At 35.3% G+C, this 12,598-nt stretch carries 13 protein-coding genes; 6 read left to right on the forward strand and 7 right to left on the reverse strand.

The window, feature by feature from the left end:
- Window positions 1-23: 23 nt before the first annotated feature.
- The 7 genes from VK161_RS06340 to VK161_RS06370 form a co-directional block, all read right to left on the reverse strand.
- Window positions 24-1,580 carry a hypothetical protein gene (locus VK161_RS06340; RefSeq protein WP_324213925.1) on the reverse strand — a complete coding sequence of 519 codons (1,557 nt, stop codon included), beginning with the start codon at window positions 1,578-1,580 and terminating at the stop codon, window positions 24-26.
- A gap of 34 nt (window positions 1,581-1,614) precedes the next feature.
- Window positions 1,615-2,397, reverse strand: a complete 783-nt coding sequence (locus tag VK161_RS06345) for an enoyl-CoA hydratase/isomerase family protein (protein WP_324213926.1) — start codon at window positions 2,395-2,397, stop codon at window positions 1,615-1,617.
- A 3-nt stretch (window positions 2,398-2,400) separates the two neighbouring features.
- On the reverse strand, window positions 2,401-3,816 hold the full coding sequence (locus VK161_RS06350; RefSeq protein ID WP_324213927.1) for a sensor histidine kinase: 1,416 nt from the start codon (window positions 3,814-3,816) through the stop codon (window positions 2,401-2,403).
- A gap of 120 nt (window positions 3,817-3,936) precedes the next feature.
- On the reverse strand, window positions 3,937-4,476 hold the full coding sequence (locus tag VK161_RS06355) for a CopD family protein (protein ID WP_324213928.1): 540 nt from the start codon (window positions 4,474-4,476) through the stop codon (window positions 3,937-3,939).
- A complete protein-coding gene (locus VK161_RS06360) occupies window positions 4,476-5,030 on the reverse strand; it encodes a hypothetical protein (protein ID WP_324213929.1) in 555 nt (184 codons plus the stop codon). Before VK161_RS06360 ends, VK161_RS06355 begins: the two co-directional genes overlap by 1 nt.
- A complete protein-coding gene (gene hemH, locus VK161_RS06365) occupies window positions 5,014-6,027 on the reverse strand; it encodes a ferrochelatase (protein WP_324213930.1) in 1,014 nt (337 codons plus the stop codon). The genes VK161_RS06360 and hemH overlap by 17 nt, the downstream gene beginning before the upstream one ends.
- A gap of 143 nt (window positions 6,028-6,170) precedes the next feature.
- Complete coding sequence (locus VK161_RS06370) at window positions 6,171-7,043, reverse strand: AraC family transcriptional regulator (protein WP_324213931.1); 873 nt, start codon at window positions 7,041-7,043, stop codon at window positions 6,171-6,173.
- A gap of 227 nt (window positions 7,044-7,270) precedes the next feature.
- Here VK161_RS06370 and hemA point away from each other — a divergent pair, with 227 nt between their 5' ends.
- From hemA to VK161_RS06400, 6 genes are read left to right on the forward strand one after another with little or no spacing between them, the layout of a single operon-like run.
- A complete protein-coding gene (hemA, locus tag VK161_RS06375; RefSeq protein ID WP_324213932.1) occupies window positions 7,271-8,530 on the forward strand; it encodes a glutamyl-tRNA reductase in 1,260 nt (419 codons plus the stop codon).
- A 50-nt stretch (window positions 8,531-8,580) separates the two neighbouring features.
- A complete protein-coding gene (hemC, locus tag VK161_RS06380) occupies window positions 8,581-9,507 on the forward strand; it encodes a hydroxymethylbilane synthase (protein ID WP_324213933.1) in 927 nt (308 codons plus the stop codon).
- Window positions 9,507-10,178 (forward strand): uroporphyrinogen-III synthase, encoded by a 672-nt coding sequence (locus tag VK161_RS06385; protein WP_324213934.1) that lies wholly within the window; start codon window positions 9,507-9,509, stop codon window positions 10,176-10,178. Before hemC ends, VK161_RS06385 begins: the two co-directional genes overlap by 1 nt.
- Window positions 10,179-10,210: 32 nt before the next feature.
- Entirely contained in the window at window positions 10,211-11,236 is a 1,026-nt protein-coding gene (hemE, locus tag VK161_RS06390; protein ID WP_324213935.1) for a uroporphyrinogen decarboxylase, read from the forward strand.
- Window positions 11,237-11,267: 31 nt separating this feature from the next.
- Window positions 11,268-12,170: an oxygen-dependent coproporphyrinogen oxidase gene (gene hemF / locus VK161_RS06395; protein ID WP_324213936.1), complete on the forward strand. Its 903-nt coding sequence runs from the start codon at window positions 11,268-11,270 to the stop codon at window positions 12,168-12,170.
- A gap of 43 nt (window positions 12,171-12,213) precedes the next feature.
- Entirely contained in the window at window positions 12,214-12,573 is a 360-nt protein-coding gene (locus VK161_RS06400; protein ID WP_324213937.1) for a four helix bundle protein, read from the forward strand.
- Window positions 12,574-12,598 lie beyond the last annotated feature (25 nt).

A 12,598-nucleotide genomic window follows, 5' to 3' on the forward strand; every position in this document is an offset into this window, starting at 1 on the left:
TAAAGAAGTGCCTTTTTTGTACATTATAATGTAACTTTAAGTAGTTGCTTTTTCTTTCCTTTTCGTCCTACAAAATAGACTGAGTTTCCAGAAATCGCTCCGTCAGAAACCATAAACGGAACTTCATTGTCTTTATCGTCTAACAATTCTTGGTAATCAAAATCACCATTCGGGGTAATTTTAATCACATTAAAGTTTGATTTTTTGGTACTTGTTTGTCCAAATTGAATACGATCTTTACTTAATTTTTTCACTTTTTCACCTGTGTTGATAAAGAAGAAAGTGTCATCGCCTTTTACAGTTGATGTATACGAAATGTACGATTCGTCTCCACTAGTAGCTTGTCTTTTGTTGATGTTTCTTGCCCAAACGATATCTCCTGCTGAACTGATTTTTGCACTTACAATGTCATCGTAATGATAAATGGTTCGTGTTTGCATGCCGCCATTTGGAGAAGAATAAGTGTGAACAGTAATGTAAAATTCTTCAGCATTGAAAACAATTTCGTTGTTAGGTGTAATCAATAATTGACGGAACGAAAGGTTTTTCAACTCTTTGTCTTTGTCTTTTCCGTATTTGTCAATCATGAATTGCTCGGTAAACGGATTGAATTTGGTTTTCTTAATTTCTAAGGTTTTTGGATCCAATTCGAAATAACTAATTCCTTTGTAACGGTTGTCATTTTTATCCGAATAAAAACCAATACAAGTTAGACGATCTTGAAAAATAATGGTTTTTAATGAACGAGAATAATGTTCTTCAGTATCAAAAACCTGAGTTTTCTCTGAATCTTTTGTGATTTGAGTCAACTCAAACTGATAGCGACCACCATCTTTTTTCTTTTTCTTTTCGTCGGTAAATACTTTCCCTAAAAGATACAAAGTGTTTCCGTCTTTAGACACATCAATGTTCTCGTAAATGAATTTTCTGTCCTTAATGTCTCTTTTAAAAGTATGGTCAATTTTTTTGTTTAAAGCAGAATCAAATAAATACAGTTTGTGAGTTTCACTTTTTTTGTCTTTAATATCCACCGTAACTGCAAAAGCAGTTTTATCTTCATTAATGATCATCGAAGCGCCCGAATCTTTGTCAAAACCGCCACCCGACAGAAAACTAAATTGTTTGATTTCTTCACTGTTCAATCGAAATAATTCTTTTGATTTGAAATTGAAATCATTCATGTTCGATGTCAAAGCACTACAAATGTACGCTCCTTGACTTTTATCGTAAACAAAATCAATTAAAGAAACATCGTTACCATTTGTAATCACTCCTATAACAGAACTTTGTTTAATGACTTCTGAGTATTTCATTTCATATTCAAATTCTTTAATCAGTTTTAAATTGGAATCGTAGTGTTCGAAGTAGTAGCCCATACCTGAAGAGAAAACGCCTCCGCGGTACCAACGAACAATGAAAACGCCACCGTTTCCATCTTCTTCAACCAAGACAATGTTAGAATATTTGTATTCGTCTTTGAATACTTCGCTTTTTGTGGTTTTACAATTTATTTCCTGAGCGGATGACACAACAGAAAAGAGCGCAACGAACAATGCCATTGCCAAAAATTTAATTTTCATTTAAAAGGGTTTTAGAGGTTATTAGTTTTTGTTTTTATTTTCCAGTGAAATTGGCTTTTCTTTTCTCTAAAAATGCCGTTGTTCCTTCTTTGAAATCTTCGGTACCAAAGCATTTTCCAAACGATTTGATTTCAGTTTTAAATCCGTCTACACCGTCTTTAAAATTGGCATTTACCGCTTTTATGGCTTGTCCGATAGCAACAGGAGAGTTTCGTAAAATTTTAGTAGCAATTCCCTTTGTGAATTCTAAAAGTTCAGCTTGCGGCACTACATGATTCACTAATCCATACGATTTTGCCGTTTCAGCATCGATCATTCCGGCGGTCATGATTAATTCCATTGCTCTTCCTTTTCCTACTAATTGTGGCAAACGTTGCGTTCCTCCGTAACCCGGAATAACACCTAAAGAAACTTCAGGTAATCCCATTTTGGCATTATCAGAAGCCACTCTAAAATGACACGACATAGCCAATTCCAATCCGCCACCCAATGCAAAACCATTTACAGCAGCTAGTACAGGTGTACGTAAATTTTCGACAAAATCAAATAATAATTCCTGACCTTGTTGTGCCAATTGCGCACCTTCTTCAACTGAAAAATGAGCAAATTCAGAAATATCCGCACCCGCAACAAATGCTTTTTCACCTTCGCCTGTGATGATGATTGCTCTAATCTCGGTGTTGGCATCCAATTGTTCAAAGGCGTTGTGCAATTCTTGGATGGTTGCTACATTCAAAGCATTTAATTTTGATGGACGATTGATAGTAATCTGTCCGATTCCGTTTTCAGAAGTTACGATGATGTTTTCGAAGCTCATGGTTTATTTTTCAATTAGCGGAATTGAAACGGTAAATGTAGTTCCTTTTCCGAGTTCAGTTTCAAAAGTAATAGTTCCTTTGTAATTTTCAATAATATTTTTGATAATTCCGAGACCTAATCCCATTCCACTTGTTTTGGTGGTGAATTTAGGCTCAAAAACATGTTCTCTGTTTTCAAATTCTATACCAGTTCCGTTGTCTTCAACTTGAATTAAAACATGTTCGTTTTCTTCCTTCACCGAAACTAAAACACGTTTAAATTCTTGGTTTTCGGGGATGGATTGGATAGCATTTTTTACCAAATTCGTAATGATTCGAATCAGTTGAGTACGATCTAATTTGGCAATAATTTCTTCTTTATTACTTTCAAACTGTATGAAATCTTCGTTGAAAATATCCAAAGCCAATTCGACTACATCCACTACATTCAAACTTTCATTTTGTTGTGCAGGCATTGAAGCAAAATTCGAAAACGCAGAAGCAACCGAACTCATGGTATCAATTTGCTGAATGAGTGTTTTGGTATAATCGTCTAGTTTTTGTTTCAGATTTGGATCCTCAGCATCAAATTTTCGTTGGAAACTTTGAACGGTCAGTCGCATTGGTGTCAGTGGGTTTTTAATTTCGTGTGCGACTTGTTTTGCCATTTCACGCCATGCTTGCTCGCGTTCGCTTTGAGCCAACATGGTGGCGCTTTCTTCTAATTTATCTACCATTGCATTATAAGCATTGATTAGCGAATTAATTTCTCGACTGTTGGCTTCTATAACAATTTTTTCGTTTTTCTGGTTCAAACTCGTTTCATTGATTTTATCCGAAATGGTTTTCAGTGATTTGGTGATGTAACTCGCCAAGAAATACGCCAAAGCAAAGGCTACAATCAACATGAATGAATATACTTGACTTAGGCGAATTAAAAATGCACGAAGTTCTTCTTCATAGTAATCATCGTCATCTACATAAGGCAAATTCAGAATTCCCAGCGGTTTGAATTTGTCGTCTTTAATTTGGCTGAACGAAGAGCGATTTTTGATTCCGTCTACGCTTTTTACATCAACATAACGCTTTTCAATTGAGGATTGAACGAGCTTTAAGATGTAATTCGGAATGGGCGGCGAAACACTGTCTACCGAAAAAGAGGCTTTGGAAGAAATAAGTAATTTACCTTTTAGGTTGTAAATATTGAGATTGAGATTGTGAATGTCGGCTAATTCGTGAATTTCGTCTTTAAAAATCAGCGGTAAATTGTTCTCAGTTAATGGATACGTGGTGTTGGAAAGCACATAGTTTATGTGTTCTTTAATGGCTGTTTCCTTGCGTTCCAATCGTTCTTGATGATAACCACGCGCTTCGTTTTTGAACTGAATAATCGAAATCGAAGCCATCAAAACCGAAGCGACTAATATCAAAACAATCATAGATAGGAAAATCCTAATTCGAAGAGATAGCGCTTTTATTTTGAAGAAGTTAAACATGTTTTGTAGTCTCAGTCTCAGTTTTTAGTCTCAGTTTTGAAAACGGCAACGGCGACTGAAAGCTTATTTTTTCTCACGTATTCGTTTGTAAAATTTAAATCCAAGCATTATCAAAATTGAAAATAAAATTATTCCAACAACACCATAAATCCAGTTGAATTCATTTTTTAAAATTACTAAAAAAACCACTGCAAACAATATAATTGTCGCACCTTCATTCCATAGGCGCATAAAATTGGACGAGTAGTTGAATTGGTCGTTTTGCAATTGCGAATAAATTTGATGGCATTTAAAGTGGTACAAAAACAACGCCAAAACGAATCCCAATTTTACATGCATCCACGGCATTTGTAGCCAACTTGGCATTAAAACTAACAACCAAACCGCAAAAAGTGTAGCCAAAACGGCACTTGGCCACGCAATGATGAACCACAGACGATACGTCATTATTTTGTATTGTTGAAGCAAAATTTCGCGTTCGGGCGATGGTTTTTCGTTGGCTTCAATTTGGTAGACAAACAAACGAACAATGTAAAACAAACCAGCAAACCATGTGATAACAAAGATGAGATGAAGTGATTTGATGTAGTTGTAGTATTCCATTAGTTGTTTTTAATTTTTCCTTCTAAAAAAAGAATTATTTTATCAAAGTGAACAGCTCCGACTTCTTCTTTATTCAAAAAGAAATTGCCAATTAAATTATCTCTTAACTCTAAAATTAAATCATTTTCAATAATTCTATATTTTGAAAAGGAACTCCAATTAATTTTTAAATCAAATTTGAAGTCGGAATAACAAAATTGTTCTTCTTTGAACTCCCAAACGCAAAGTTTGTTGTTTGAAGAATAGTTTAAAATATGCTTTTCAACATCAACATTAAAAAGAGTTTTGTTTTTTTTATAGTAACGATAGTTTGTGAAATATAAATAAAGCATCAGCAATCCAATCAATAAAAAGAAATAGCCGAGACTACTTTTGCCATAAATTATTGTTATTCCAATCAAAACAAATGGGATGATATAAAATAACCGTTTATTATTTTTTGATACAAAGTCATTCCAATACAGCTCAAAGTATTTCTTGGATTGTTCTCTTGATATCTTTTCATCGAATGTAATTTCAAAACGCATCGTGTAAAATCTATTTTTTCCAATCATTAATCCAATTAGCCACAACGCCACACCATTCGTCTTCATCATTCAAACACGGAACGGCAAAAAACTCTTCACCTCCATTTTCTTTGAATTCTTCGTTGGCACGCATGGCAATTTCTTCTAAAGTTTCCAGACAATCTGAAACGAAAGCCGGAGTAACAACAGCTAATTTTTTAATTCCTTTTTCGGGCATTTTATTGATTTCAACATCGGTGTAAGGTGTTAACCATTTGTCACCAGCCAATCGCGATTGAAACGTTTGACTGTACTTTCCTTCGGGAATTCCGAGTAATTCAACTACTTGTCGAGTGGTTTCGTAACATTGATGACGGTAACAAAATTCATGCGCTGGCGAAGCCGTTACACAACATTTTCCATCGATGGTACAATGTGATTTAGTCACATCGGTTTTGCGAATGTGGCGTTTTGGAATTCCGTGGTACGAAAACAATAAATGGTCGTATTCAAATCCTTCCAAGTGTTTTTTAATCGAATGGGCTAATGCTTGAATAAAGTCGGGTTTGTTATAAAACGCTGGAACTTTAGTGATGGTCATTTCTGGGAAATGTTTTTGTTGCAATTCATCAGCCAACGCCCAAATAGTAGTTGTTGAAGCCATTGCATATTGTGGATAAAGTGCCAAAAGCATTACTTCGGTTACGCCTTTATCTTTCAATTCTTGCAATCCTTTTTGGATGGTCATTGAGCCGTAACGCATCGCTAAAGCTACTGGAATGTCCACTTTTTGTGCCACTTTTTTGTGCATTTTCTTGGAAATGACAATCAGAGGCGAACCTTCATCCGTCCAGATTTGCGCATACGCATGAGCCGATTTTTTTGGACGCGTTTGCAAAATAATTCCGCGTACCAATAAAGCTCTTAATAAAAAAGGAACATCAATTACGTATTTATCCATTAAAAATTCATCTAAATACGGCTTTACATCTTTGGCAGTTGGACTTTCAGGCGAACCTAAATTTACGAGTAATACTCCTTTCATAGTTTGTGTTTTTTGTATTTTATCAACCCTCGAAGGGTTTCAAACCCTTCGAGGGTTGGGTTTGTAAAAGTAGTTAAACTTCTTTTTTGACTTATTGAGTTAACAATTTTTTATTTATTGTTGGATATACGAAATAAATTGAATTAGGTATTTGGATTCATCGACATCAAGTATTTTTTGGGTGTAGTGGCAAATTTTTTCTTGAATGCCGCAATAAAATGACTTCCGGTACTGTAGCCAATTTTGAGTCCGACCTCGTTTACATTATAAGAGCCACTGTCTAATAATTGGCGCGCATAATCCATTTTATAATCGAATAAAAACCCGTAGACTGTATCACCGTAAATTTGTTTGAAACCCATTTTTAGTTTTTTCAAACTCAAGCCTACTTGTTCGGCCAATTCTTCCAAACCTGGTGGTTCAGCCATATTGGCTATGATAATTTCTTTGGCTTTTTTGATTTTCATTACGTTGTCTTCGTCGATTAAAAACGGACATTGTTCGGCATTCGGATCTTCAGAACGATTGAAATACAAACTCAACAATTCGTAGCCTTTTCCTTTATAATATAAGTTTTTGATGGACGGATTTAGATTGTAATGAAACAATTGACTCAGTACAATGGCCATCGACGGACTAATATCAGACTCTTTATAGTACTTACGATCTTTGTTTTCTTCACTCAAAAACGGAATGTGTTCGGATTCGGTGGAAAATAATCCGTGGAATTTTTTTATCGATATTAATACCGAAATCACCCAAGTATTAGGAGCCAATTCTAAATCCAAAGGCAACTCTTTTTGCGGATTATAAAACAATAATGCTTTTTCATCACGCAAATCAATGGCATAATTTCCTTCATTAAAGACAAATTTTGTTTTTCCTTTGATGCCAAAATGAAATTGTATAAGTCCTTGATTTACGGGATGTTTCACGTGGAAATTTTCATTTCCATCGTTTTGAAAACGAATTAAAGTAAAATCATTTTCAATTGTTATAACTTCTTTAGAACCCATAGCGACATTTTTTCGTATATAAGTTGTGAGCAAGTGGTTTTTGTTATTTAGAATTAATCTACATAACATTGTTTCAAACACTTGATTTCATTACAAATTTATAACAAATAACGCTATAAAGTCAAATTCGATATAAAAAATCGCTCAGCGACACAAAAAGTACTTCTAGCGTTGTTTTTATAAAAAGGATAGTAATAGTTTTGTTGAACTTTTAGGAAAGAGCAAATATGGAAAATTTTAACATGCCAAAACACACTTCGTTTTATGCGTTGGGCTTAAGTTACAAAAAGGCGGATGCATCAATCAGAGGAAAATTCAGTTTAGACGCACAAGCGAAAGCCACTTTACTCATACAAGCCGAAGCCGAAGGAATCGAATCGTTAATCGTTACTTCTACCTGTAATCGAACTGAAATTTACGGTTTTGCTCAACATCCATACCAATTAATTAAACTTTTGTGTGCTAATAGTCAAGGAACTGTAGAAGAATTCCAAGAAGTAGCCTACATCTATAAAAATCAAGACGCGATTCACCATATGTTTCGTGTTGGAACAGGATTGGACAGTCAAATTTTAGGTGATTTTGAAATCATCAGCCAAATAAAAATGGCGTTCAATGAGAGTAAATCCAACGGTTTAGTAAACTCTTATATGGAGCGTTTGATAAATTCAGTTATTCAAGCCAGTAAAAGAATCAAAACAGAAACTGAGATTTCGTCAGGTGCCACTTCGGTTTCATTTGCATCGGTTCAATACATCATTAAAAATATCGAAAATATTTCTAATAAAAATATTTTACTTTTTGGAACTGGTAAAATCGGAAGAAACACCTGTGAAAATTTGGTAAAACACACCAAGCACGAGCAAATTACTTTGATCAATAGAACCAAAGATAAGGCAGAAAAATTAGCTCAAAAATTGGATTTGATTGTTAAAGATTATGCCGATTTACAACTCGAATTACAAAAAGCAGATGTAGTAGTGGTTGCAACTGGAGCACAAAACCCAACGGTTGACAAAACCATACTTAATCTAAAAAAACCACTTTTAATTTTAGATTTATCGATTCCGAGAAATGTAAACGAAAATGTTCGCGATATTGAAGGTGTTACCCTAATTCACCTTGATCATTTATCTCAGATTACGGATGAAACTTTAGAAAATCGCAAACTCTACATTCCACACGCTGAAGCAATTATTCATGAAATTCAAGAAGAATTTATCGCTTGGGCCAAAAACAGAAAATTTGCTCCGACCATTCAAGCTTTAAAAGAGAAGTTGAACTCCATCAAAGAAGGAGAATTGAACTTTCAACGCAAAAAAATGTCTAACTTTGACGAAGAGCAAGCCGAGTTAATCAGCAACCGAATCATTCAAAAAATCACCAATCATTTCGTGAATCACTTAAAAGACGGTGAATCAATGGAAGAAGGTATTGAATGGATTGAAAAAGTGTTTCAGTTAGAACAAGAGAAATCATTTTTCTAAAAACTTTGCGTTTCTGCGACTTAGCGAGAAATTAAAAATCCACAAACAAAGTGACCAAAAAAACAATACGTATTGGAACTCGTGATAGTGAACTCGCATTATGGCAAGCACACACTGTTCAAAAACAACTCAACGATTTAGGTTATACTACAGAGATTGTTGCGGTAAAATCACAAGGTGATATCATTTTAGACAAACCGCTTTACGAATTGGGTATTACGGGTATTTTTACCAAAACCTTAGACATCGCCATGATTAACGGTCAGGTTGATATCGCAGTTCATTCTATGAAAGACGTGCCCACTGCTTTACCTAACGGAATTGTTCAAGGTGCTGTTTTAGAACGTGCCAATGTTTTGGATATTTTAGTTCACAAAGGAAATTTAGATTTTCTTCAAACCGAAGCTACAATTGCAACCGGAAGTTTGCGTCGCCAAGCACAATGGTGGAACAAATTCCCAAATCATACAGTGGTTGATTTACGCGGAAATGTCAATACACGCATGCAAAAACTCAATGATAACGATTGGAACGGAGCCGTTTTTGCCGCTGCCGGATTGGAACGAATTAACCTGAAACCAGAGAATTATATCAATTTGGATTGGATGATTCCAGCGCCAGCTCAGGGTGCAATGGTAGTTGTGGCTATGGCTGATGATGAATTCACTTTAGACGCTTTGTCGCAACTCAATCACATCGAAACTGAAATTTGTACGTATATAGAGCGACAATTTTTAAAAACTCTGGAAGGCGGATGTACCGCTCCTATTGGTGCTATCGCAAAATACAACGAACAAGAAGACACCATTGATTTTAAAGGTGTTTTGCTTTCCATCGATGGAAAAGAAAAATTAGAAATTAATAAAGTGGTTGATTTATCCGAATGGAAAAAATTAGGATTTAATTCCGCTCAGGAAATTTTAAAGAAGGGTGGTGCCGAATTGATGATGAAAATTAAAAAGACCTTGAAAAAATAATGCCGCACAGAATCAAAATATTATCTACAAAAAAACTTTTGCCAGCTCAAAAACGACTTTTGGCTGAAGCACGATTTGCCCTTTCGCAATCGGATTTTATCGAAACTCGGCCGATTGATTTTAGTCTAGACCAAGTGAATGACAATCTTATTTTTACCAGTCAAAATGGTATACAAAGTGTTATTAATCATCCGAAATTTAATGAGATAAAAAATAAAAATGTTTTTTGCGTAGGTCAAAAGTCAAAAGAATTATTAGCTAAAAATGGATGTAATGTAATTGCCTATGCAGAAAATGCTGCCGATTTAGCCGAAGTTATTTCGTTAGTGTATTCGCATGAAAGTTTTACGTTTTTCAGCGGAAACCTTCGTCGGGATATCCTGCCATTGACACTCAAAAAAGCAAAAGTTGACTTCAACGAAATTCAAGTGTATGAAACAGTATTAACTCCCAAAAAGAACACTATTAAGCAACGCGGACTTTTATTTTTTAGTCCATCTGGAGTAGACAGTTATCTAAAAAAAAATACAATCACCGATGAAGTGTGTTTTTGTATTGGACAAACCACCGCAAAAGCATTAATTCAAAAAAGAGTAAATAGAATTGTAATGGCATCTCATCCCACAATTGAAGACCTTATTACAGTGGTAGTAGAATATTATCAACCCTAAAATTTTCATTAGGTTTAAAATAAAATATAAAAATGATTAAAAACGACTTATTTCTTCGCGCTTTAAATAACGAAACAGTTGAACGTCCACCCGTTTGGATGATGCGCCAAGCCGGAAGGTATTTACCCGAATTCAGAGCATTGCGTGACAAATACGACTTTTTCACTCGTTGTGAAACGCCCGAATTAGCAGCAGAAATTACAGTACAACCCATTCGAATTGTTCAACCGGATGCTGCAATTTTATTCTCAGACATTTTAGTTGTGCCACGCGCTATGGGCATTCACGTTGAATTAAAAGACAATCTTGGTCCAATTATTCCCAATCCAATTCGTACTATGGAACAAGTCAATCAAGTGTTTGTTCCAAATATTCAAGAAACTTTGGGTTATGTTATGGATGCGGTAAAATTGACCAAAGAAATGCTGAACGATGAGGTTCCATTGATTGGTTTTGCGGGTTCACCTTGGACGATTTTCTGTTATGCAGTAGAAGGAAAAGGTTCGAAAAGTTTTGATACCGCTAAAGGTTTTTGTTTTTCAAATCCAGTAGCAGCTCATACTTTATTACAAAAAATCACTGATACAACTATTTTATATCTAAAAGAGAAAGTAAAAGCAGGTTGCAACGCGATTCAGATTTTTGATTCGTGGGGCGGAATGCTTTCTCCTGTCGATTATCAAGAATTCTCATGGAACTACATCAACCAAATTGTAGAAGCTTTAGCGGAAGACACCAAGGTTATCGTTTTTGGAAAAGGATGTTGGTTTGCATTGAATGATATGGCCAAATCCAAAGCGTCTGCTTTAGGTGTAGATTGGACTTGTTCAGCCCGAAACGCACGTTATTTATCAGGAGGAAGAATTACATTACAAGGAAATTTCGATCCATCAAGATTATTATCTCCAATTCCTACCATCAAAAAAATGGTACACGAAATGATCAACGAATTCGGAAAAGACAATTATATCGTCAACTTAGGTCACGGAATTTTACCGAATATTCCTGTTGATCATGCTAAGGCATTTGTAGAGGCAGTTAAAGAGTATAAACAATAGCTGAGCTGACAGCTTTTAGCTAATAGCTTTTATGAAAGATAAATTTCTAACCTACATCCAAAACCTCCAGAATCAAATCACTTCTAAATTAGAGGAAGTCGATGGTGTGGCAAAATTCCGTGAAGACGTTTGGGAACGACCAGAAGGCGGTGGCGGACGAACTCGCGTCATCGAAAACGGAACTGTTTTTGAAAAAGGCGGAGTGAATATTTCGGCCGTTCATGGCAAATTACCCGATTCGATGCAGAAATTGTTCAACGTAGGTGAAGCCGATTTTTTTGCCTGCGGATTGAGTTTGGTCATTCATCCTAAAAGTCCGATGGTGCCAACCGTTCACGCCAATTGGCGCTATTTCGAAATGTACGATTACAACGGAAATGTAATCAACAGTTGGTTCGGTGGCGGACAAGATCTAACGCCGTATTATTTATTCGAAGAAGACGCACAACATTTTCACCAAACGTGTAAAACAGCTTGCGACAAACACAATCCCGAATTCTATCCAAAATTTAAAACACAATGCGATAACTATTTCTGGAATGCACACCGCAACGAAGCTCGAGGTATCGGCGGATTGTTCTTCGATTATTGCAAAGCCAGCGATGATTTTTCGATGGAAGATTGGTACAATTTTGTAACCGAAGTCGGCGATAGTTTTTTAGAAGCGTATGTCCCCATTGTAGAAAAAAGAAAAAAATTGCCTTATACAGAAGCTCAAAGAACTTGGCAAGAAATCCGTCGTGGTCGTTACGTGGAATTCAATTTGGTACACGATAAAGGAACCCTTTTCGGACTCAAAACCAACGGCCGAATCGAAAGTATATTGATGAGTTTACCGCCACATGTGCAATGGCATTATGATCATCATCCTTTAGAAGGAAGCGAAGAAGAAAAATTAATTCAAGTATTAGAAAAACCAGTTGATTGGCTTTAAGCCTTCAGCAATTAGCTATAAGCCATTAAAAATTATATAAGCCATGAGAGATTACAAAAAATTTACAGTATGGGAGAAATCACATAATTTGACATTACAAATATATAATGCAACCATTAAGTATCCCAAAGAAGAAATTTTTGGTTTAATTAGCCAAATGAAACGATCTTCAAGTTCAATACCAACAAATATTGCAGAAGGTTGTGGAAGAAACTCAGATAAAGATTTTTGCAGATTTTTATATTTTGCATATGGTTCAGCAAATGAACTAGAATATCAGTTATTGTTGAGTATTGATTTAAAGTTTATTGAAAATGAAGAAGGTCAAAAACTTTTGTTTCAAAACGAAGAAATAAAAAAAATGCTAAACGGATTAATAACAAAGCTACATGCTGACAGCTAATCGCTGAAAGCTAACCACTATTATA

This window comes from Flavobacterium sp. (assembly GCF_035299245.1).
Lineage (GTDB): Bacteria > Bacteroidota > Bacteroidia > Flavobacteriales > Flavobacteriaceae > Flavobacterium.

Bases quoted from the DNA above. Each gene is read 5' to 3' on its own strand.
- VK161_RS06355 (WP_324213928.1), bottom strand. From the start codon at position 4,476: ATGGAATACTACAACTACATCAAATCACTTCATCTCATCTTTGTTATC.
- VK161_RS06400 (WP_324213937.1), top strand. From the start codon at position 12,214: ATGAGAGATTACAAAAAATTTACAGTATGGGAGAAATCACATAATTTG.
- VK161_RS06360 (WP_324213929.1), bottom strand. From the start codon at position 5,030: ATGATTGGAAAAAATAGATTTTACACGATGCGTTTTGAAATTACATTC.
- hemH (WP_324213930.1), bottom strand. From the start codon at position 6,027: ATGAAAGGAGTATTACTCGTAAATTTAGGTTCGCCTGAAAGTCCAACT.
- VK161_RS06385 (WP_324213934.1), top strand. From the start codon at position 9,507: ATGCCGCACAGAATCAAAATATTATCTACAAAAAAACTTTTGCCAGCT.
- hemE (WP_324213935.1), top strand. From the start codon at position 10,211: ATGATTAAAAACGACTTATTTCTTCGCGCTTTAAATAACGAAACAGTT.
- VK161_RS06350 (WP_324213927.1), bottom strand. From the start codon at position 3,816: ATGATTGTTTTGATATTAGTCGCTTCGGTTTTGATGGCTTCGATTTCG.
- hemA (WP_324213932.1), top strand. From the start codon at position 7,271: ATGGAAAATTTTAACATGCCAAAACACACTTCGTTTTATGCGTTGGGC.
- VK161_RS06340 (WP_324213925.1), bottom strand. From the start codon at position 1,580: ATGAAAATTAAATTTTTGGCAATGGCATTGTTCGTTGCGCTCTTTTCT.
- hemF (WP_324213936.1), top strand. From the start codon at position 11,268: ATGAAAGATAAATTTCTAACCTACATCCAAAACCTCCAGAATCAAATC.
- VK161_RS06370 (WP_324213931.1), bottom strand. From the start codon at position 7,043: ATGGGTTCTAAAGAAGTTATAACAATTGAAAATGATTTTACTTTAATT.
- VK161_RS06345 (WP_324213926.1), bottom strand. From the start codon at position 2,397: ATGAGCTTCGAAAACATCATCGTAACTTCTGAAAACGGAATCGGACAG.